A 21,183-nucleotide genomic window follows, 5' to 3' on the forward strand; every position below is an offset into this window, starting at 1 on the left:
GTCGTTACCAAGCCGCGACATTACCGAAACGATTCTCCCCTTATTGGGGTGAACTGGGGCCCTCTACCTTGATGATCCCGGCTATAATCGCGGCCCTGATCTGGTCGAGTTCGTCGCTTAGCTCGGGCGTCACCAGCGCGGCCAGGTCGTGGAAGTTGGAGATCTCGACGCCCCCGTTCTTGAGGGTTCCCACGAAAGCCGTGTTGTCGAAGGTGCCGTCGAGGTCAGCCCCGATGGTCTCCACCACGGCGTCCGAAGTGTTCTTCAGCACGCTCGTGAGCACGACCGACTGAAACTGCTCCGGCAGGGTCACATAGCCGTCGTTGTCGACCCAGATGATCGAGACGCCCGGGGTTTCGATCGCGGCGGCCGCCGCGCCCTGCCCGACCTGGCCGGCCACCGGCAGAATGATGTCGGCGCCCTGGTCGATGAAGGACTGGGCGAGGGCCTTACCCTTGTTGACGTCTTCGAAGTCGCCCGTGAAACTGCCGTCCTGGGCCTCTTTGTTCCAGCCGAGAACCTGCACGGCAGCCTTGTGCTTGTCGTTGTACATGGCGACGCCGTCGACGAAACCGTCCATGAACAGGGTGACGGGCGGCTGGTTGCCGCCGCCGAAAGTTGCCACAATGCCGGTTTTGGTCACGCCAGCGGCCAGATAGCCGGCCAGAAACGACGCCTGGGCGGTGTCGAAGACGATCGGTTTCACGTTGGGGGCATCGACGACCTCGTCGACGATTGCAAAGTGCACCTCGGGGTTCGCGGTGGCTTCGGCCAGCGTGGCGTCGGCGAGTTCGTAGCCGACGGTGAGAATGAAATCACAGCCGGTGGCGACGGCCTGGCTCACATTGGGCGCCAGATCGGTCTCCGAGGTCGAAACGATAGCGTCGGTATTGATGTTGTAGGTCGTCGCCGCTTCCTGCAGGCCTTCCCAGCTGGACTGGTTGAAGGACCGGTCTTCGAGGCCGCCCGAGTTCGTGACCATGCGGGCGCAGTAGTCGGGCGCCGTCGCATCCGCTGTCGTGGTGGGTGCCGGTGCCTGCGCGCACCCGGCCAGCAGCAGAGCGGATGCCGCGAGGGCAGAAACAGCAATCACACGACGCATGGACACTCCTTAAGCATGAATTGGAATTCTAGTCAGGAATGGCCTACAGCACATCGCTGGAGCCGGAGAGCTTTAGCGCGTCGACGACAGCCTTGACCTTCTGGGCGTTCGCGCTGGTCGTGACCAGCAGGGCGTCGGGAGTGTCGATCACGACGATGTCCTCCACCCCGATCAGTGCGATCATGCGACCGGTGTGGCTGACCACGATGCCGCTCGACGAGTCGGCGAGCACTCGCGCGCCCTCGCCGAGGATGGCGAGGTTGGATTTGCGGCCGCCGGAGTGCAGCTTGGCGATCGAGGCGAAGTCGCCCACGTCGTCCCAGTCGAACTGGCCGGGAATCACGACGAGCTTTCCGGCAGCCGCGGCGGGCTCGGCGATCGAATAGTCGATGGCGATCTTCTTCAGGCTCGGCCAGACCTGGTCGACGACAGCGCCGCGGGCCGGGGTGTCCCAGGCTTCGGCAAGTTTCATCAGTCCGGCGTGCAGCTCGGGCTCGGCCGAGGCAATCTCGGCCAGCAAGCGGTCAGCGCGCGCGATGAAGATGCCGGCGTTCCACAGGTAGTTGCCGTCGGCGAGGTATTGCTCAGCGACCTCGGGGCTCGGCTTCTCGACGAAGGAGTCGACGGCCAGGGCGGTCGGGGCGCCGTCGATGGGCAGGGACGCCGCGCTCTTGATGTAGCCAAAGCCGATCGCGGGCTCGGTCGGCTGGATGCCGATCGTGACGATGTAGCCGGCATCCGCTGCCGCAACCGCCTCGGTCACCGCCGAGCGGAAGAGGGCGTCGCCCTTGATGACCTGGTCGGCCGGGAACGATCCGATGATCACGCCGGGTTCGCGCAGCTGCAGAATGGCCGCGGCGAGGCCGATCGCGGCGGTCGAGTCGCGCGGTTCGCTTTCGAGAACGACGTTCGGATCGGCCAGTTCGGGCAGCTGCTGCTCGACGGCGGCACGGTGGGCACGCCCGGTGACGACCATGATGCGTTGCTCGGTCGAGAGCGGAACGAGGCGATCCCAGGTATCGCGCAGCAGGGTGTGGCCAGAGCCGGTGAGGTCGTGCAGAAATTTGGGGGCATCCGCTCGCGACAGCGGCCACAGCCGGGAGCCGATGCCGCCGGCGGGAATCACGCTGTACAGGCGGTCGATGGGCTCACTGAACGTAATCATTGGATCAGACTATCGGGCGGCCCCGATGCGAGCGCCTGACACCACTGTTCATGCGCCCGTCACCCGGCGGCAATCGTCGCGACTTAACCTCGAACCATGCGGATCGCAGTCATCAGCGAAAGTTTTCTCCCCACCGTGAGCGGGGTGACCACGAGTGTCTGCAAGGTGCTCGAACACCTGGCCGCCAACGGACACGAGGCCATGGTCATCGCCCCCTCCGGTGCCCCAGCCGAGTATGCGGGTTTTCCGGTGCACACCGTCTCCGCCGTCAACTATCGCGAATTTCCGGTGGGAATGCCCAGCCCGCAGGTGCAGAAGTTGCTCGCCGACTTTCGCCCGGACGTGCTGCACGCCGCCTCGCCGTTCCTGCTCGGCGCCCAGGGCATCAGCGCCGCCAACCGGCTCGACATCCCCTCGGTCGCGATCTTTCAAACGGATGTCGCCGGCTACGCTCACCGAAACCACCTCGGCCCCGCAACGGCCCTGGCCTGGCGATTCGTGAAGTGGGTACACGACGGTGCCACCCGCACCCTCGTTCCATCGTCGTCGTCGATGGCCGCCCTGCTGCGCCTCGGCGTGCCCCGCCTGGCCATGTGGACCCGCGGTGTCGACCTGACCGGTTTTCACCCCAATCTGAAGAACGATCCGGCGGTCGCCGCGCTCCGGGAACGGATTGCGCCCGCGCTCAAGACGGATGGCCAACGCGATGTGATCGTGGGCTACGTCGGTCGCATGGCCCCGGAGAAGCAGGTGGAGCGGCTTCGTGCGCTGCGCGGGGTGCCGGGCATCCGTTTGGCTCTCGTCGGAGACGGACCGAGCGTACCTTTTATACGGCGGGCCCTCGCGGGCATGCCGGTCACCTGGCTGGGGCGGCTGTCGGGCCGCGAACTCGCCGTCGCCTACGCGAGCTTTGACGTGTTCGTGCACGCCGGTACCGAGGAGACGTTCGGCCAGACGCTGCAGGAGGCGCACGCGGCCGGGCTGCCGGTGGTGGCCCCGCACGCCGGAGGGCCGATCGATCTGGTGGCGCACGGCGAGAACGGGTATCTGTTTCGACCGAATGACGACCGTGATCTCAAGCACTGGGTGTGCCAGCTCGCACTCGACCCCATGCTGCGTGCGCGCATGGGCGAAGCCGGGCGTCGCGCAGTGCTCGGGCGCTCCTGGCCCACGGTCTGCGCCGAGCTGGTCGACTACTACGAGCAGGCCATCGACGAGCGCCTCGCCGTGCGCGCCGACACTCACGTGCCACCCTCGATGCAACGTTAGGGCACCCTAACTGACACGAGAAGGCGGAGCACTTGTAGACTAACCACATGTGCTAATAGCGCATTCTCGGTCTCATTTAAGAGCCATAATTCAGCCAGGGAGGGTTGTTCATGCCACAGACGGCAGGAACCCTAGATTCTCAGCAGAAGACGACGTCACGTCGCCCCGCCGGCACCCTGTATCGGGGTAACACGGGCATGTGGTCGTGGGTATTGCACCGCATCACCGGCGTAGCAATTTTCTTCTTTCTGCTCGTCCATATTCTCGATACGGCGCTCGTGCGGGTCAGCCCCGAAGCGTACAACGCGGTTATCGGGCAGTACCAGACACCGATCATGGGTCTCGGTGAGGTCGCACTCGTCGGCGCCATCGTGTTCCACGCCTTCAACGGTCTGCGCATCATTCTGATCGACTTCTGGAACGCCAAGTACCAGCGGGTGCTGTTCTACGTCGTCATCGGCCTCTGGGTCGTCACCATGCTGGGCTTCGCGCCGCGCCACCTCATCAACGTGTTCAGCCACTAGGGGGCGACAATATGACTTCAACAATCGAAGCTCCCCGCAGCCCGTACACCCGCAGCACGAAGAAGAGCGGGGTCAACTGGGAAAAGTGGGGCTGGATCTACATGCGCGTCTCCGGCGTCGTGCTGGTTGTGCTCATCTTCGGCCACCTGTTCGTCAACCTCATGATCGGTGAGGGCGTCAGCGCCCTGAACTTCGCGTTCGTCGCCGGCAAGCTGACCAACCCGTTCTGGATGGTCTGGGACGTCATCATGCTCTGGCTCGCCTTGATTCACGGCGGCAACGGCATGCGCACCCTGGTCAACGACTACGCCACCTCGCGGATCAGCCGCGGCATCCTGAAGGTCGCGATTCTGGTCAGCGTCGTCGCGCTGATCACGCTCGGCACCCTCGTGGTGTTCACCTTCGATCCTTGCCCCGCCGGTGCGCCCGCCGACCTCGTGGCCTCGTTCTGTAAGTCCCTCTAGGAGCTGCACTAACAAATATGACTTCTTCCACAGCGTCCCCGGAGTCCACCGTCGTAGACGGCGTGCACTACCACCAGCACGACATCGTCATTGTGGGAGCGGGTGGAGCCGGCATGCGTGCCGCCATCGAAGCCGGCCCCCACGCCAGCACAGCGGTCATTTCCAAGCTCTACCCGACGCGTTCGCACACCGGTGCGGCGCAGGGCGGGATGGCTGCGGCCCTCGCCAACGTCGAGGAAGACAACTGGGAATGGCACACCTTCGACACGATCAAGGGCGGCGACTACCTGGTTGACCAGGACGCCGCCGAGATCCTGGCCAAGGAAGCCATCGACGCGGTCATCGACCTTGAGAACATGGGCCTGCCGTTCAACCGCACGCCTGAGGGCAAGATCGACCAGCGCCGTTTCGGTGGCCACACTCGCGACCACGGTAAGAGCCCGGTGCGTCGCGCCTGCTACGCCGCTGACCGCACCGGCCACATGATCCTCCAGACGCTCTATCAGAACTGCGTCAAGCGCGGCATCAACTTCTTCAACGAGTACTACGTACTTGACCTGGTCATGACCAACGTCGACGGTGTCGACCAGCCGTCGGCCGTGGTGGCCCTCGACCTGTCGAGCGGCGAACTGCACGTGTTCCAGGGCAAGGCGTTCATCTTCGCCACCGGTGGTTTCGGCAAGATCTACAAGACCACCTCCAACGCCCACACCCTCACGGGTGACGGCGTCGGCATCGTCTGGCGCAAGGGTCTGCCGCTCGAGGACATGGAGTTCTTCCAGTTCCACCCGACCGGGCTGGCCGGATTGGGCATCCTCTTGACCGAGGGAGCTCGCGGCGAGGGAGCAATCCTTCGGAACGCTTCAGGTGAGCGTTTCATGGAACGTTACGCACCGACCATCAAGGACCTCGCCCCGCGTGACATCGTCTCGCGCTGCATGCTCAAGGAGGTCGCGGAGGGTCGCGGCGCCGGGCCCGACAAGGACTACCTGTACCTGGACTGCACCCACCTCGGTAAGGAACTGCTCGAGACCAAGCTGCCCGACATCACCGAATTCGCGCGCACCTACCTCGGCGTCGACCCGGTCACCGAGCCGGTTCCGGTCATGCCGACCGCGCACTACGCGATGGGCGGCATCCCGACCAACGTGAAGGCCGAAGTCTGGCGCAACAATGAGGTCGTCGTTCCCGGGCTGTACGCCGCCGGCGAGTGCGCCTGCGTCTCGGTGCACGGCTCGAACCGTCTCGGCACCAACTCGCTGCTCGACATCAACGTGTTCGGCAAGCGCGCCGGCAACAACGCCGTTGAGTACGTCAAGACGGCCGAGTTCGTTCCGCTGCCGGAAGACCCGGCCAAGGAGGTGCGCGAGCTGCTGGAAGGCATCCGCTCGTCGACCGGAACCGAACGCATCGCCGTGCTGCGCAAGATTCTGCAGGAAGAAATGGACAAGAAGGCTCAGGTGTTCCGCACCGATGAGTCCCTCGCCGAGGTCACAGAGACCATCCACCTGCTGCGTCAGCGCTACAAGAACATCGGTGTGCAGGACAAGGGTCGTCGATTCAACACCGACCTGCTCGAAGCCGTCGAACTGGGCTTTTTGCTCGACCTCGCCGAGGTCGTCGTCTACTCCGCCCGCAACCGCAAGGAAAGCCGCGGCGGCCACCAGCGCGAGGACTACCTCGTTCGTGATGACGAGAACTACCTCAAGCACACCATGGCGTACCTCAAGGGTGACGCCATGTCGGCTGATGCCGCCGACCACATCAAGCTTGACTGGAAACCGGTTGTCATCACCCGCTACCAGCCGATGGAGAGGAAGTACTAGTGAGTACCGCCACAATCGATAACAAGCCCGTCGTGCCCGAAGAGATCCAATCCTTCACGGTCACGCTCATTATTCGTCGCTTCAACCCGGAGGTCGACGACGAGCCGCACTGGCAGGATTTCGACGTGCAGCTCTACCCGACCGACCGCGTGCTCGACGCGCTGCACAAGATCAAGTGGGAGCAGGACGGCTCGCTGACCTTCCGTCGCTCCTGCGCTCACGGCATCTGCGGCTCGGATGCCATGCGCATCAACGGCCGCAACCGTCTGGCCTGCAAGACGCTCATGAAGGACCTCGACGTTACGAAGCCCATTTATGTGGAGGCCATCAAGGGCTTGCCGCTGGAGAAGGACCTCATCGTTGACATGGAGCCGTTCTTCGCCTCCTTCAAGGCAATACAGCCGTTCATGATGAACAGCGTCAAGCCGGAAAAGGGCAAGGAGCGCATCCAGACGGTCGCCCAGCGCGCGCGCTTCGACGACACCACAAAATGTATTCTCTGCGCGGCATGCACGTCGAGCTGCCCGGTGTTCTGGACCGACGGCCAGTACTTCGGCCCGGCCGCCATCGTCAACGCGCACCGTTTCATCTTCGATTCGCGCGACGATGGCGCCCAAGTGCGCCTCGACATTCTCAACGACAAAGAGGGCGTGTGGCGTTGCCGCACGACCTTCAACTGCACGGATGCCTGCCCCCGCGGCATCCAGGTGACCCAGGCCATCGCCGAGGTCAAGCAGGCCATCATGCGAGGCAAGGCGTAACTGCCCGATTGCATGAAGAACACCCCCGTCGATTCGACGGGGGTGTTCGTGCATCCGGTTAGGCTGAACCAGTGAAAGAGCTTCTGGCGCGCATCCAGGCCTGGCGCCCCGTGCGGGTGTACGCACACTTCGCCCAGGTGGGCGGAGGCGTGCTCGCGGCCGGGATGAGCTACCAGGCTATCTTCGCCATCTTCGCGGCGATCTGGGTGGGGTTCTCCATCGCCGGTCTGGTGCTCACCGAAAACCAGGGCCTGTTGAATGCGGTGTACGCGCTAATCAACCAATCGGTCCCCGGCCTGATCGGCACCGACGGTGTCATCGATCCGAGCCTGCTCGCCACGGGAAAGGTTTTCACCTGGACCGGTGCGATCGCCCTCGGCGGCTTGCTGATCACCGCACTGAGCTGGCTCTCCACTACCGCCCAGGCCGTGCGCACCGTGTTCGGGATGCCGCCGCAGACCACGTTCTTTCTGCTGGTCAAGCTGCGCGAGCTTGGCCTTGGCCTGCTGTTCGGGCTTGCCCTGGTCGTATCGGCGGCCGTTTCCCTGGCCAGCACGGCGCTGCTCGGCGGCCTGTTCGCGCTGTTCCAGCTTCCCCAGGACTCCTTCTACTACGAGGCATCGGCGCGGGTGATCGGATTGGTCGTCGTGCTCGTGATCGACACGATCACCCTGGCCGGCCTGTTCCGCGTGCTGTCCCGCGTGCGCATTCCACCTCGGCGACTGTTGGCCGGCGCCCTGCTCGGCGGCGCTGGCCTCGGCGCGCTGAAAATTCTCGGCGGCACCCTGCTCGGGGGCGCCAGCAACAATCCGTTGCTCGCGACCTTCGCCGTGATCATCGGTCTGCTCATCTGGTTCAATCTGGTGAGTACCGTCACCCTGATCGCCGCCGCGTGGATCGCCGTGGGCATGGTTGACGCCGGCATCCCCCCACACACCCTCAACGCTGACGAGGCCGCCGACAACCAGCAGCAGCAGATGCAGGACGCCCTGCGGCTGACCGCGCAGTTCGAGCTGACCGCCGCGCGGGCAGACCTCGATGCGTCGCCCTGGTACGCCCGGTGGAGCGCCCGGCGTCGGCTCACCGCCGCCGAGGCACGGGTAGCAGAATACGCCCTGGCCGATGAGGCTCCGGTGCCCTAACTAGACTTGACCCATGTCTTCTGCCAAACCCCTTCGTATTGCCAGCATCAACACGAACGGGGTACGAGCCGCGTACCGCAAGGGGATGGGCGACTGGCTGAATGCCCGAGACGTTGACATTCTCGCGATTCAGGAAGTGCGTGCCTCCACCGAGGACCTCGAGGGACTGCTCGGGCCGCACTGGAACATTCTGCACGATGCCGCCACCGCGAAGGGGCGGGCCGGGGTCGCCTTGGCGAGCCGCGCCGGGGCATCCATTCACCGGGTAGCTCTCGGCACCGAAGAATTCGACAGCGCCGGCCGCTGGCTCGAAGCCGACTACGAGGTCAACGGGCAGGTCATCACCGTCGTGAGCACCTACGTGCACTCCGGCGAGACCGACACCCCCAAGCAGGTCGAGAAGTACAAGTTTCTGGACGCCATGCTCGCCCGGCTGCCTGAGCTCACCGCGCACAGCCCGCTCGCGCTCGTACTCGGCGACCTGAACGTGGGGCACCGCACGCTGGATATCAAGAACTGGCGCGGAAACAAGAAGCACGCCGGCTTCCTGCCGGAAGAGCGGGAGTATTTCGACCGTATCCTCGGAGCGGAAGGCGACCCCCTGTACAACGCGGGTGCCGGACTCGGCTGGGTCGATATCGGGCGCAAATGGGCCGGCGAGGTCGAGGGACCGTACACCTGGTGGTCCCAGCGCGGCCAGGCTTTCGACAATGACACCGGGTGGCGGCTGGACTACCATCTGGCCAGCCCGCTGTTGGCGGCATCCGTTGGTTCCTACGCGGTCGATCGGGCCGCGGCGTACGACCAGCGCTGGAGCGACCACTCCCCCGTCGTTGTTGACTATGACCTTTCTGGAGCGCTGAACTCATGACCAAACCCCGCCTGTATTCGGGCATGCAGCCCTCCGCCGAGTCCCTGCAGATCGGCAACTACATTGGCGCGCTGCTTAACTGGAAGTCGCTGCAGCAGACGCACGACGCGTTCTTCTCCATCGTCGACCTGCACGCCATCACCGTGGCGCAGGAGCCTTCAAAGCTGCGGGAGAACACCCGCGGCACTGCGGCGCAATATATTGCGGCCGGCATCGACCCGTCGGCGTCGACGCTGTACGTGCAGTCGCACGTCGCCGCGCATGCCCAGCTGGCCTGGGTTCTGAACACCATCACCGGGTTCGGTGAGGCCAGCCGCATGACGCAGTTCAAGGACAAGTCCGCGCGGCACGGAGCCGACGCGACCACCGTGGGCCTGTTCGCCTACCCGACGCTGATGGCCGCGGACATTCTGCTGTACCAGACCGAGGTGGTGCCGGTCGGGGAAGACCAGCGACAGCACGTCGAGCTCACCCGAGACCTCGCGCTGCGCTTCAACTCGCGCTTCGGCGACACCTTCACGATTCCCGAGGTGGCGATCGTGAAGGAAACCGCGAAGATCTACGACCTGCAGAACCCCGTGTCGAAGATGAGCAAGTCGGCCGAATCGCACGCCGGGGTCATCTGGTTGCTGGACGAGCCCGGTGTGACTCGCAAGAAGATCATGCGCGCGGTGACGGATGCCGATGGCGGCGTGGTGTTCGACCGCGAGAACAAGCCGGGTGTGGCGAACCTGCTCACGATCTACGCCGTGCTGGCCTCGCGCACGATCGAGTCGCTCGAAACCGAGTATGCCGGGCGCGGCTACGGCGATCTCAAGAAGGGGCTGGTCGAGGTTGTTCTGGGCACCTTCGACCCGATTCGCGAGCGCGTCGCCGAACTGCTCGGCGATCCGGCCGAGCTCGACCGGGTGCTGGCGTCGAACGCCGCCCGGGCCGACGCTGTCGCGGACGAGACCCTCGCGACCGTCTACGACCGCGTAGGCTTCCTCCCCCGCCGCTGATGCGTCCGTTCGCTTTGTCGTCGCCCCTGGTATTGCTCGATGAGCCGGTGTCCGGCGACGCCGATCGGGTCTTCGAGTACTGCCAGGACCCGATCTTCGAGCGTTTTCTGACCGTTCCGTGGCCGTATTGCCGGGAGCACGCCGAAGGATTCCTCAACGAGTATGTTCCCGCCGGATGGATGTCGGATCGGGAATATACCTGGGCGCTGCGCGATACGCCCGGGGCGGAGCTTCTGGGCGTGATCGCGCTGCGCTTGAACGGAGAATCCGTCGCGGCCGACGCTTCCGTCCACCGGGTGGGGTCCATCGGCTTCTGGTTGGGCGCCCCGCACCGTGGCCGCGGGCTCATCCCCGAAGCGCAACGACTGGTCGCCGATTGGGCGTTCTCATCCAGACTCATCGATGTTCTGCACTGGGAGTGCCTGCTCGGAAACGTCGCGTCAGCCCGAGCGGCGTGGAAGTCGGGGTTTCGATATTCCGGGGTGGGGCCATCCGTCGCCGCCTACCGGGACGGAAGCTACCCTGACTCGTGGCAGGGCCACCTCGCCGCCGGAGACGACCGTGGGCCACAGCCCGGCTGGCCCGCAGAGGCCCTGGGCTCGTGATGATGCCGAGGGTTGTGCTGTTCGACCTCGACGACACCCTCTTCGAGCACCGGGGAGCGGTTGCAGCGGGCATTCTGCTGCACCTCGACCGGATCGGCGGCGAATTCGCTACCGGCGACCGGACGGCGGCCACCGCGCTCTGGGATGCACTCGAGGAGGAGCACTACCACTCCTACCTCGCCGGCACTCTGGATTTCGCCGGCCAACGCCGCGCCCGCGCCCAGGACTTCGCGGCGTCATTCCGCGTTTCGTTGACTGACGCCGAGGCTGACGCCTGGTTCGACGACTACTTCCTGAGGTACCGGGCCAGTTGGCGGCTGCACGACGACGCCCTCCCCTGCCTCGATGCGCTGGTGGAGCTTCTGCCCGGAGTGCGTTTTGGCCTCATCACGAACGGCGACCCGGTCTTTCAGGGCGAGAAAATTTGGCGGGTCGGATTGCACGACCGGTTCGAGCACGTCGTCACCTCGGGTGCACTCGGCGTCGCCAAGCCCGACGTGCGCATCTTCGAGCACGCCTGCGCCCTGTTCGGCGTGCCCGTGTCAGAGGCGGTGTATGTCGGGGACCGGCTCCGCACGGATGCTCTGGGCGCGGCTGCTGCGGGACTGACGGGGGTCTGGCTCGACCGCGCCACCGCATCCGCTGTCCCACTGACGCCTGCCGACAAAATAGCCGCCGCGCGCCTTCGTATTCTTCGGATCGAGACCTTGGCCGAACTCACCAGTGCGCTCAGCGGGCAGTCAGTGGAATGGCGCCCGGCCTAACTCCAATTCGCGGCCGCAAATTGCAGGAGTTATGCGGCTGGGCCAGGCGGAAAGGGGAGACAGAGCGGAGGCCGGATGGCCAGCTGCTCGTCGAGGCGAGATGCCGAAAGCCCGGCTCCGCGTTGGCGGGGCCGGGCTTTGGGTCACACGGGCGGAGGCTAGCGCACGTCTTCGTCTACCCAGTCGAGGGTCTTCGTTACGGCCTTCTTCCAGTTGCGCAGGAGGCGGTCGGCCTCGTCCTTGTCCATGGAGGGCTCCCAGCGGGAGTCTTCCTGCCAGTTGGCGCGGAGGTCGTCGAGGCCGCTCCAGAATCCGACCGCTAGGCCGGCCGCATACGCGGCACCGAGGGCGGTGGTCTCGGCGACGACCGGGCGCACGACCGGCACGCCGATGATGTCGGCTTGGAACTGCATGAGCAGGTCGTTCGCCGTGGCGCCGCCGTCGACCTTGAGCTCAGTCAGCGGCACGCCGGAGTCGGCGTTGACCGCGTCGAGCACCTCGCGGGTCTGGTACGCAATGGCCTCGAGCGCTGCGCGCGCGATGTGACCCTTGTTGACGTAGCGGGTAAGGCCGACCAGGGCACCGCGGGCGTCGGACCGCCAGTACGGCGCGAACAGGCCGGAGAAGGCCGGTACGAAGTAGGCTCCGCCGTTGTCCTTGACCGTCTTGGCGAGGTCTTCGATCTCAGAGGCGTTCTTAATGATGCCGAGCTGGTCGCGCATCCACTGCACGAGCGACCCGGTCACGGCGATCGATCCTTCGAGCGCGTAGTGCACGGGGGCGTCGCCGAGCTTGTAGCCGACCGTGGTAAGCAGGCCGTTCTTCGAGTGGATGATCTCGGTGCCGGTGTTGAAGATCAGAAAGTTACCGGTGCCATAGGTGTTCTTTGCTTCGCCCTGGTCGAAGGCGGCCTGGCCGAAGGTTGCGGCCTGCTGGTCGCCGAGGATGCCGGCGATCGGCACCTCGCGCAGCAGGCTGTGCCCGCTCGCGATGCCGTAGACCTCGGAGGAAGACTTGATCTCGGGCAGCATCGACTTCGGCACGTCGAAGATGGCGAGGATCTCGTCGTCCCACTGAAGGGTTTCGAGGTCCATGAACATGGTGCGGCTCGCGTTGGTGACGTCGGTCGCGTGCACGCCGCCCTCGATACCACCGGTCAGGTTCCAGAGGACCCAGGAGTCGGTGGTGCCGAACAGGAGGTCGCCGGCATCCGCTTTGGCGCGGGCACCCTCGACGTTTTCGAGGATCCAGACGATCTTGGTGCCGGAGAAGTAGGTGGCCAGCGGCAGGCCGACCTTGCCCTTGAACCGCTCGACACCGCCATCCGCTGCGAGACGATCGACGATCGGCTGGGTTCGCGTGTCCTGCCAGACGATGGCGTTGTAGACGGGCACGCCGGTGTTCTTGTCCCAGACGACAGCGGTCTCGCGCTGGTTGGTGATGCCGATGGCTTCGATGTCGTGGCGCGTGATGTTCGCCTTTGACAGCGCCTGGCCGATGGCCTCACGGCTGTTGTCCCAGATTTCCTTCGGGTCATGCTCGACCCAGCCGGCCTGCGGCAGAATCTGTTCGTGCTCGAGCTGGCCGGTCGAAATGATCGACCCCGCCTTGTCGAACACGATCGCGCGGGAGCTCGTGGTTCCCTGGTCGATGGCGAGAACGTACTTGGCCATGTGTAACTCCTTTGTTGTTCCAGGTGGAATTTCTAAGTTTAAAGCGGATGCTGCAGAATACGTCGAATGGCTTAGCCCAGGATGGGTAGCAGCACTCCCGACGAGGCGCCGGCAAGGACGCCACCGATGATGGGGCCCACGACCGGCACCCAGGAATAGGACCAGTCGCTCGACCCTTTGCCCTTGATCGGCAGCAGGAAGTGCGCGATGCGGGGTCCGAGGTCACGGGCGGGGTTGATGGCGTAACCGGTGGGCCCACCGAGAGAGGCACCGATCGCGATCACGAGCAGGGCCACCGGCAGGGCGCCGAGGGCTGCCAGGCCGCCGCCGTCGCCGTTGCGGCCGAAACCGATGACGACGAAGACGAGCACGAAGGTGCCGATGATCTCGGTGACGAGGTTCCAGCCGTAGGAGCGGATGGCTGGCCCGGTGGAGAAGACGCCGAGCTTGTTGGCGGCTTCCGGCTCCTGGTCGAAGTGCTGCTTGTAGGCGAGCCACACCACGACGGCGCCGAGGAAGGCACCGATCATCTGGGCGCCGATATAGGTCAGCGTCGATACGACATTGACCGGCACGCCCGAACCGAAGGTGTCGGCCCCACTCGCGACGAGACCGAGGGTGACGGCCGGGTTCAGGTGGGCACCGGAGTTGTAGGCGGCGATCACACCGGCGTAGACCGCGAGGCCCCAGCCGATGGTGACCATGAGAAAGCCGCCGCCGAAACCCTTGTTCTTGGCGAGGGCGACGTTGGCGACCACGCCACAGCCGAGTAGCACGAGGATGGCCGTTCCCACGACCTCTGACATAAAGACGACACCGAGATTGTCCACATTGACCTTTCAGATGGGGTGCTGCTGTTCACCGCGCTCGACCTAGTTGTCGAGTGCGGCTGTCGTGCGTTGTGTCTAAAACGTATCGGCGCCCAAGGCGGAGTGAGCCGGTTTCGCCTGCACATTCGTGCAGATTGTCGGCAATCGTCAGCCCCGGACGGGGGGTCAGGCGCCGAAGACGGCGGCCTCGCTGACGGCAGCGAGGTCGACCCCGTGCGCGTCGATCAGGATGCCGCGTGCCAGCTCGATTTCTTCGGCCCGGCGTTCGGCGTCCCAGCCGAGCACGGGGGCGACGACGAGCGCGAGCTCTTTGATCAGCGGGGTGGTGACCGCGCCAACGAAGGCCATGCTGGTGCGGCGCAGGAGCACGTCGATCAGGCGCACGACGCTCTCGGTCGATGCCAGAAACTCGATCTCACGCCGGCTGTAGGCCGCGTTGTGCTGGAGCGGGGCATCCGCCGGACCGCTTGGGTCGGTCAAGAACTCGATGACCTCGCTGGCCCGCGTTCCGTACCGGGCGAGCAGGGCTGCGGCGCGGTCAGTGCCGACCTCGTCGCCGTGGGCGGTGACCCAAACCTGGTGGGCGGCATCCGTTGCCGGGAAGTTGCGCCCGCCACCGATGGCCAAGCCCTCGGTCGAGACGGTGCGCGGCAGGCCAAGCAGCTTCAGAATGTCGGTGCTCAGGTTTTCGGCCAGGGCACGAAACGTTGTCCACTTGCCTCCGACCAGGCTGAGCAGGGTGCCGTCGGCGGCGCCGGCACGGGGCAGCGGACGCGACTCGATGCGGTAGTCGCGGGAGACGAAACCGGGGGCCTCATCGTCGTGGCGGGGCAGCGGGCGCACACCGGCAAAGCGAAACACGATGTGCGAACGATCGACCTTTACCGTTGGGAAAACGTGCGCGACCAGGTCGAAGAAGTAGTCGATCTCAGGTTCGGTGCACCGAACCGGCTTGGTCATATCGTGCTCGAGGTCGGTGGTACCGACCAGAACGCGGCCCTTGAGCGGGTAGATCAACACGATGCGACCGTCTTCATGCTCGAAGAAGATCTCGCGTCCACCGGTTGCCGCGAGCAGCTCCGGGTTGTCGAGCACCACGTGGGACCCTTTGGTGCCGCCCATGAAGGTGCTCGGCTGGCCGAGGGCAGAGTTGATGAGGTCGGTCCAGGGGCCACTGGTGTTGACGACGACATCCGCCTGGAATCGGAATTCATCGCCGGTGATGGTGTTGCGCAGGAGCACACCGTTCTCATCCATTCCGGCGGCTTCGACGTAGTTGGCGGCGCGGGCGTGGGGACCGGCGTCGAGGCCGTCGCGCAGCACATCGAGGGCGAGACGCTCAGGGTCGTGCATGGCGGCGTCATAGTAGGTGGCGGTGTACTTGAGGCCGGGGTTCAGCAGCGGCAGGGCGGCGAGCGCCTTGGCACGGCCCTTGAACTCGTGGCGCGGCACGGTGCCGCCGTCGCGGGAGAAGGCGTCGTAGATCATCATGCCGAGCTTGATGAGCATGGCGCCGCGCTCAACGTGCTTGGCTCCCTGCTTGTGGGTCAGGAACCGGAGCGGCGCAGCCATCACACCGGAGAAGGTGGAGAAGATGGGAATGGTCGTCTGCAGCGGCTTGACGTAGTGCGGCGCGATCTTGAGCAGGCTGTTGCGCTCCGTCACCGACTCCTTCACCAGGCGAAACTCACCGTTTTCGAGGTAGCGCACGCCGCCGTGGATCATGTGCGAGCTGGCCGACGAGGCGCCGGAGACGAAGTCGTTCTTTTCTACGATGACCACGTCGACGCCCTGCAGTGCCAGATCGCGGAAGGTCGCGATGCCGTTGATGCCTGCGCCGATGATGAGCACCTGGGCGTTCGGATGAGCGGAGATCGCGGTCGAAGTCTGTGAGTTTAAGAACGACATTGTTGTCACCTCTGTCTCGGGCTTGCACTCGACAAGCCATGTGAATAGATTCATTCTGACAGTCCCACATAATTTCTCAACCGGATTGAACATACGTGCAAGGAGCCGCTGTGACCTTCGAGACCGACCCCCTGCAGTCCGACCGCAGCCGCGATGCCCTCACCGCCGCGCACCTGTACTACATGCAGGACCTCACAATGGATGCCATCGCCCAGGAGCTGCATACCTCCCGTTCCTCCGTCTCCCGCCTGCTCAGCCACGCTCGAGAGACCGGCCTGGTCGACATCCAAATCAAGTCCCCACTCGATGCCCCGAGTCACCTCGAGCAGCAGATCGAGGCTCGATTTCAGATCACCGCGCACGTCGTTCCGGTTCCGGACAGCGCGAGCGATGTCGATCGGCTCGAGCGTGTGGCCCTGTCTGTTGCACGGATTCTCGGCCAATACTTTGACTCGAATATGACCATGGGTATCGCCTGGGGTTCGACCATGAACGCGATCAGCCGGCACGTGACGCCCAAGCAGACGCACAACTCGCAGATCGTGCAGCTCAACGGCGCCGGGAATATGCGTACGACCGGTCTCGGCTACGCGAGTGAGATTCTCGGCCGTTTCGGAACGGCCTTCGGCGCGCATGTGCAGCAGTTTCCGGTGCCGGCCTTCTTCGACGACCCCGCGACCAAGCAGGCGCTGTGGCGCGAGCGCAGCATCAGTCGCCTGATCGATATGCAGTCCATCATGGATATCGCCCTGTTCGGCCTCGGTTCTCCGTTCTCCGGCGTGATCAGCCGGGTCTACGCCGGCGGCTACCTCGAGCAGGCCGAATTCGACGCCCTCAGCGCGGCCGGCGTGGTCGGCGACGTCGCGACAGTGTTCTACCGCGCCGACGGTTCGGCCGACGATATCGCCATGAACGAACGCTCCACCGGTCCGGACTTCACCGCGCTGCGCCGCACCCCGCGCCGCATCTGCGTTGTGGCCGGTCGCTCCAAGCTCGCGAGCCTGCGCGGCGCTCTGGCCGCACACCTCATCACCGACCTGTTCGTCGACGAGAGCACAGCCCGCGCCCTGGTCGAGGCAAACTGATCGGATATTGAACGGAATACCACGGCGCGCAGGCTGTTGCACTATAACTAGAAGTACTACACGTGCTCCGGGGTCGGTGTAATTCCGAACCGGCGGTTAAAGTCCGCGACCCGTTAGTCCCTTTGACGAGGGACTAACGGTTGAGCTGGTGAAACTCCAGCACCGACGGTTAAAGTCCGGACGGGAGGCGCACGAGTTGGTTGGCCCCTACGGTTGACCGACGGGTTTTAGGCATGATGATGCACACCCACGCCCCCGGAGCTCGTCCGACACGGATGAGGGCGGGATGACCAACAACGCGGCAGTGAACGTGGGCCTGCAGAGCGCCATGCGCCGCGCCCTCGAGCTTGCCGCCCAGGGCCTCGCCACCGGAGTCAACCCGCGTGTGGGCTGCGTAATTCTGAATGCCAACGGCGAGACCCTCGCCGAAGGGTGGCACCGCGGCGCCGGCACCCGGCACGCGGAGGTCGACGCGCTCGCACAGCTCGACCCCGGCGCCGCTCGCGGAAGCACCGTCGTTGTCACGCTCGAACCGTGCAACCATATCGGCCGCACCGGTCCGTGCGCAGAGGCCCTGATCGATGCCGGCGTGGCCCGCGTCGTGTACTCGGTGACCGACCCGGGCCAGCACTCCTGCGGCGGGGCCGACCGGCTGCGCGCCGCCGGCATCGAGGTGCAGGGCGGGCTGTGCGCCAATGTCGGCGAGGCTTTTCTCGCCGACTGGCTCGTCGCCGCCCGCCTCGGTCGCCCGTTCGTCACTCTCAAATGGGCGTCGAGCCTCGACGGGCGCGCCGCCGCCGCCGACGGCTCCAGCCGTTGGATCACCGGCGATGCGGCCCGCCTCGACGTGCACCGACGTCGTAGCGCCTCCGATGCGATCCTGATCGGCACCGGCACCGTTCTCGCCGATGACCCCGCCTTGACCGCGCGCGACGCCGATGGTGGGCTGCTCCCCCGGCAGCCCGTGCCCGTGGTGGTCGGGCGACGCGAGGCGCCGGCATCCTCTGCCCTGTTTGCGCACCCGCAGCAGCCGCTGTTCTTCGACGGCCTCGACCTGCCCGGCCTACTCGCCGACCTGCACAAACGCGCCGTGCGCAGCGTGTTCATCGAGGGCGGCCCAACCGTGGCGAGCGCGTTCGTGTCCGCCGGGCTGGTCGACGAATACCTCGTCTACCTCGCGCCGACGCTGATCGGCGGCCCGCGACTGGCCCTCACTGACATCGGCGTAGCCGCAATCGGCGAGCAGCGCCGCCTCTCTATCCACTCCCTCGACCGCCTCGGCGACGATGTTCTCATCGTGGCCCGACCGCTCACACCCTAAGGAACCCATGTTCACCGGAATCATCGAGGAGCTCGGCCAGATCGAGCGCATCGAGACCACAGCGGATGCCGCCCGCCTCACCATCCGCGGCCCACTCGTGGTCGACGGCGCCGGTCACGGCGACTCCATCGCCGTAGCCGGCGTCTGCCTCACCGTGGTCGAACGCACCCCCGACACGTTCACCGCCGACGTGATGGCCCAGACCCTGTCGATGTCGACCCTGTCTGACGCCAAAGTCGGCTCCACGGTCAACCTCGAACGCGCCGCCCTCGTCGGCGGACGACTCGGCGGCCACATCGTGCAGGGCCACATCGACGGCACCAGCACCGTACTCGCCGTCACCCCCGGCGAGGCCTGGCGGGTGCTGCGATTCAGCCTCAGCGCCCAGCTGGCGCCGCTCGTGGTCGGTAAGGGGTCGATCGCCATCGACGGCGTCTCCCTCACCGTGAGCAACATCAGCCCGGCCACCGATGTGAACCAGTGGTTCGAGGTGTCGCTCATTCCGGAGACCCTCACCGCCACCACCCTCGGCGAACGCGCCGTCGGCGACCGGGTCAACATCGAGACCGACATTCTGGCGCGCCACGTCGAACGGATGCTGGCCCTCACCACCCACAATTCCCAGCCCGAAGCAGCAACAAGGAGCGCATCATGAGCCTCGCCGATATTCCCTCCGCACTCGACGCCCTGCGCCTCGGCCGACCGGTCATCGTCGCCGACGACGAGGGCCGCGAAAACGAGGGCGACGTCATCATCTCCGCCCAGCTGGCCACGCAGGAGTGGATCGCCTGGACCGTGCGCTACTCCTCCGGATTCATCTGCGCGCCGATGACCAACGAGATCGCCGACCAGCTCGACCTGCCGGTGATGGTGCTCAACAACGAGGACCCACTCGGCACCAACTACACGGTGAGTGTCGATGCCGCCGACCGGCTGTCGACCGGCATCAGTGCCGCCGACCGCGCCCACACCCTGCGGGTGCTGGCCGACCCGCAGTCGGCCCCGGCCAGCCTGCACCGCCCCGGCCACATCCTGCCGCTGCGGGCCCGCGACGGCGGCGTGCGAGAGCGCGGCGGCCATACCGAAGCCGGCGTCGACCTCATGAAACTGGCCGGCCTGGTTCCGGTCGCCGCGATCGCCGAGATCGTCGCCGAGGACGGCGAAATGATGCGCCTGCCCGGCCTGCTCGAACTCGGTGAGCGCGAGGGGCTGCTCGTCATCACGATCAAAGACCTGATCAGCTACCTGGACGAGTTCCACCCGAACGAGGCGCTGCCGACGATCGCCCCGATCATCGAGGCCCCGCGGGTCGACTTCGAGGTGGAGACCACGGTGCCCACCCGGCACGGGGCCTTCCGGGTACGCGCCTACCGGGACCGCTCCACCGGTGCCGACCACGTCGCTTTCGTCGCCGGAACCCCGGTCAATGGCGCCATTGTGCGGGTGCACTCCGAGTGCCTCACCGGGGAGGCCTTCGGCTCGCTCAAGTGCGAGTGCGGACCGCAGCTCGACGCCTCCCTCGACATCATCCAGGCGGAAGGGGGCGTCGTCGTCTACCTGCGCGGCCAGGAGGGGCGCGGCATCGGCCTGATCAACAAGCTGCGCGCCTACGAGCTGCAGGAGGACGGCCTCGACACCCTCGACGCCAACCTCGCGCTGGGGCTGCCCGGCGACAGCCGCGATTACGGCGCGGCCACCAGCATCCTGCACGATCTGGGTTTGCAGTCGGTGCGGCTGCTCACCAACAACCCGGAGAAGGTGCGTCAACTTGAACTGCACGGCGTCGCCGTGACCGAACGGGTGCCGCTCGTCGTGGGTATCGGCGAGTTCAACGAGGAGTACGTCGCCACCAAACGTGACCGCATGGGTCACCACATTTCCAACATCGAAATCATGAACGGAATCGCCTAATGGCTGGAACAGGACCCACAATCAGCGTTGACGGACGCGGCCTTCGGCTCGTCATCGTTGCCGGTCTGTGGCACACCGGCATCACCGACGGCCTCATCGCCGGCGCGACCCGGGTGCTCGAAGCGAGCAACGCCGAATTCTCACTCGTTCGCGTTCCGGGCAGCTTCGAATTGCCCGTCGCCTGCAAGGTCGCGCTCGATAGCGGTGCCGACGCGGTCGTTGCGCTCGGCGTGATCATTCGCGGCGGTACCCCCCACTTCGAGTTCGTTTCGAATGCGGCAACGGATGGCCTCACCCGCGTCGCCCTCGACACCGGCAAGCCTGTGGGGTTCGGCGTCTTGACGCTGGACGACGAGCAGCAGGGCCTCGACCGGGCCGGATTGCCCGGGTCGAAGGAAGACAAGGGCGAGGAGGCGGCATCCGCTGCCCTCTCGACCGCGTTGGTGCTTCGGGAGTTGCGCGGGCACATCGGGTAGGGGACGGCGTCTTTGTGTCTCTAGGCTGAACGCATGGACCTTATACGCAATATTCTGCTCATTCTGCACTTCGTCGGACTGGCTTCGCTGCTCGGCGGCTTTCTCGTGCAGATCAAGCCGATCATTGCCGGCAAGGGCACGATCGTCGCCGCAATGTTCCACGGTGCGCTGACGCAGCTGGTCACCGGCGTGCTGCTCGTCGGCATCATCGAGATGGGTTCGCTCGGCCACATCGACAATGCCAAGATCGGCGTCAAGCTGGTCGTGCTCATCGTGATCACCGTGCTCGTGATCGTCAACCGCAAGAAGCCGAGCGTTTCATCGCTCGTGCTCTGGGCCATTGGCGCCTTGACCCTGGCCAACGTTGCCATCGCGGTGCTCTGGAAGTAACTGCGCGAAAGCGGGCTAAAGTATTTTGTGACCTCTACACGCGGCCACACCACCATTCGTGCGTAAACGCTTCCGCGGGAAGTCAGATCGACTTG

General features: G+C 65.4%; 21 protein-coding genes and 1 riboswitch. Of the genes, 16 read left to right on the forward strand and 5 right to left on the reverse strand.

Features of this window, described 5'->3' with window-relative positions; translation table 11 throughout:
• Positions 1-40 precede the first annotated feature (40 nt).
• Both E3T35_RS10395 and E3T35_RS10400 read right to left on the reverse strand, forming a co-directional pair.
• Entirely contained in the window at positions 41-1,102 is a 1,062-nt protein-coding gene (locus E3T35_RS10395; protein WP_134378952.1) for a BMP family protein, read from the reverse strand.
• 43 nt (positions 1,103-1,145) lie between these two features.
• Entirely contained in the window at positions 1,146-2,267 is a 1,122-nt protein-coding gene (locus E3T35_RS10400) for a mannose-1-phosphate guanylyltransferase (protein ID WP_134345688.1), read from the reverse strand.
• A 96-nt stretch (positions 2,268-2,363) separates the two neighbouring features.
• Between E3T35_RS10400 and E3T35_RS10405 the strand changes: the two genes are divergently transcribed.
• From E3T35_RS10405 to E3T35_RS10450, 10 genes are all read left to right on the forward strand, one after another.
• The gene (locus E3T35_RS10405) at positions 2,364-3,536 is read left to right on the forward strand and encodes a glycosyltransferase family 1 protein (RefSeq protein WP_134345687.1); all 1,173 of its coding nucleotides are present in this window, start codon (positions 2,364-2,366) and stop codon (positions 3,534-3,536) included.
• A gap of 110 nt (positions 3,537-3,646) precedes the next feature.
• Entirely contained in the window at positions 3,647-4,060 is a 414-nt protein-coding gene (sdhC, locus tag E3T35_RS10410) for a succinate dehydrogenase, cytochrome b556 subunit (protein ID WP_092339487.1), read from the forward strand.
• A gap of 11 nt (positions 4,061-4,071) precedes the next feature.
• Positions 4,072-4,524 carry a succinate dehydrogenase hydrophobic membrane anchor subunit gene (locus tag E3T35_RS10415; RefSeq protein WP_092339013.1) on the forward strand — a complete coding sequence of 151 codons (453 nt, stop codon included), beginning with the start codon at positions 4,072-4,074 and terminating at the stop codon, positions 4,522-4,524.
• 17 nt (positions 4,525-4,541) lie between these two features.
• Positions 4,542-6,350 carry a succinate dehydrogenase flavoprotein subunit gene (gene sdhA, locus E3T35_RS10420; RefSeq protein WP_092339015.1) on the forward strand — a complete coding sequence of 603 codons (1,809 nt, stop codon included), beginning with the start codon at positions 4,542-4,544 and terminating at the stop codon, positions 6,348-6,350.
• Entirely contained in the window at positions 6,350-7,111 is a 762-nt protein-coding gene (locus E3T35_RS10425) for a succinate dehydrogenase iron-sulfur subunit (protein WP_134378954.1), read from the forward strand. The genes sdhA and E3T35_RS10425 overlap by 1 nt, the downstream gene beginning before the upstream one ends.
• 71 nt (positions 7,112-7,182) lie before the next feature.
• The gene (locus E3T35_RS10430; RefSeq protein ID WP_134378956.1) at positions 7,183-8,253 is read left to right on the forward strand and encodes a YihY/virulence factor BrkB family protein; all 1,071 of its coding nucleotides are present in this window, start codon (positions 7,183-7,185) and stop codon (positions 8,251-8,253) included.
• Between the two features lie 13 nt (positions 8,254-8,266).
• Positions 8,267-9,124 carry an exodeoxyribonuclease III gene (locus E3T35_RS10435; RefSeq protein WP_134378958.1) on the forward strand — a complete coding sequence of 286 codons (858 nt, stop codon included), beginning with the start codon at positions 8,267-8,269 and terminating at the stop codon, positions 9,122-9,124.
• Positions 9,121-10,125 carry a tryptophan--tRNA ligase gene (trpS, locus tag E3T35_RS10440; RefSeq protein ID WP_134378960.1) on the forward strand — a complete coding sequence of 335 codons (1,005 nt, stop codon included), beginning with the start codon at positions 9,121-9,123 and terminating at the stop codon, positions 10,123-10,125. Before E3T35_RS10435 ends, trpS begins: the two co-directional genes overlap by 4 nt.
• Positions 10,125-10,730 (forward strand): GNAT family N-acetyltransferase, encoded by a 606-nt coding sequence (locus E3T35_RS10445; protein WP_134378962.1) that lies wholly within the window; start codon positions 10,125-10,127, stop codon positions 10,728-10,730. The genes trpS and E3T35_RS10445 overlap by 1 nt, the downstream gene beginning before the upstream one ends.
• Complete coding sequence (locus tag E3T35_RS10450; protein WP_174776422.1) at positions 10,730-11,494, forward strand: HAD family hydrolase; 765 nt, start codon at positions 10,730-10,732, stop codon at positions 11,492-11,494. The genes E3T35_RS10445 and E3T35_RS10450 overlap by 1 nt, the downstream gene beginning before the upstream one ends.
• 158 nt (positions 11,495-11,652) lie before the next feature.
• Here E3T35_RS10450 and glpK read toward each other — a convergent pair whose 3' ends face one another.
• The 3 genes from glpK to E3T35_RS10465 form a co-directional block, all read right to left on the reverse strand.
• Positions 11,653-13,167 (reverse strand): glycerol kinase GlpK, encoded by a 1,515-nt coding sequence (glpK, locus tag E3T35_RS10455; protein WP_134378964.1) that lies wholly within the window; start codon positions 13,165-13,167, stop codon positions 11,653-11,655.
• 71 nt (positions 13,168-13,238) lie between these two features.
• The gene (locus E3T35_RS10460) at positions 13,239-13,973 is read right to left on the reverse strand and encodes an MIP/aquaporin family protein (protein ID WP_134346017.1); all 735 of its coding nucleotides are present in this window, start codon (positions 13,971-13,973) and stop codon (positions 13,239-13,241) included.
• 189 nt (positions 13,974-14,162) lie between these two features.
• Entirely contained in the window at positions 14,163-15,905 is a 1,743-nt protein-coding gene (locus E3T35_RS10465; protein WP_134378966.1) for a glycerol-3-phosphate dehydrogenase/oxidase, read from the reverse strand.
• Between the two features lie 110 nt (positions 15,906-16,015).
• Here E3T35_RS10465 and E3T35_RS10470 point away from each other — a divergent pair, with 110 nt between their 5' ends.
• From E3T35_RS10470 to E3T35_RS10495, 6 genes are all read left to right on the forward strand, one after another.
• Complete coding sequence (locus tag E3T35_RS10470; protein WP_370449326.1) at positions 16,016-16,990, forward strand: sugar-binding transcriptional regulator; 975 nt, start codon at positions 16,016-16,018, stop codon at positions 16,988-16,990.
• A gap of 59 nt (positions 16,991-17,049) precedes the next feature.
• Positions 17,050-17,186, forward strand: a riboswitch (FMN riboswitch).
• Between the two features lie 90 nt (positions 17,187-17,276).
• Positions 17,277-18,311 carry a bifunctional diaminohydroxyphosphoribosylaminopyrimidine deaminase/5-amino-6-(5-phosphoribosylamino)uracil reductase RibD gene (gene ribD, locus E3T35_RS10475; RefSeq protein WP_241988810.1) on the forward strand — a complete coding sequence of 345 codons (1,035 nt, stop codon included), beginning with the start codon at positions 17,277-17,279 and terminating at the stop codon, positions 18,309-18,311.
• A gap of 7 nt (positions 18,312-18,318) precedes the next feature.
• Positions 18,319-18,966, forward strand: a complete 648-nt coding sequence (locus tag E3T35_RS10480) for a riboflavin synthase (RefSeq protein ID WP_134378968.1) — start codon at positions 18,319-18,321, stop codon at positions 18,964-18,966.
• Complete coding sequence (gene ribA, locus E3T35_RS10485; RefSeq protein WP_092339034.1) at positions 18,963-20,222, forward strand: GTP cyclohydrolase II; 1,260 nt, start codon at positions 18,963-18,965, stop codon at positions 20,220-20,222. The genes E3T35_RS10480 and ribA overlap by 4 nt, the downstream gene beginning before the upstream one ends.
• Positions 20,222-20,698, forward strand: coding sequence for a 6,7-dimethyl-8-ribityllumazine synthase (gene ribH, locus E3T35_RS10490; protein ID WP_104089679.1), 477 nt, complete (start codon positions 20,222-20,224; stop codon positions 20,696-20,698). Before ribA ends, ribH begins: the two co-directional genes overlap by 1 nt.
• 33 nt (positions 20,699-20,731) lie before the next feature.
• Positions 20,732-21,088: a hypothetical protein gene (locus tag E3T35_RS10495; RefSeq protein WP_134345678.1), complete on the forward strand. Its 357-nt coding sequence runs from the start codon at positions 20,732-20,734 to the stop codon at positions 21,086-21,088.
• Positions 21,089-21,183: the final 95 nt, after the last annotated feature.

This window comes from Cryobacterium sp. TMT1-2-2 (genome assembly GCF_004403505.1).
Taxonomy (GTDB): Bacteria; Actinomycetota; Actinomycetes; order Actinomycetales; family Microbacteriaceae; genus Cryobacterium; species Cryobacterium flavum.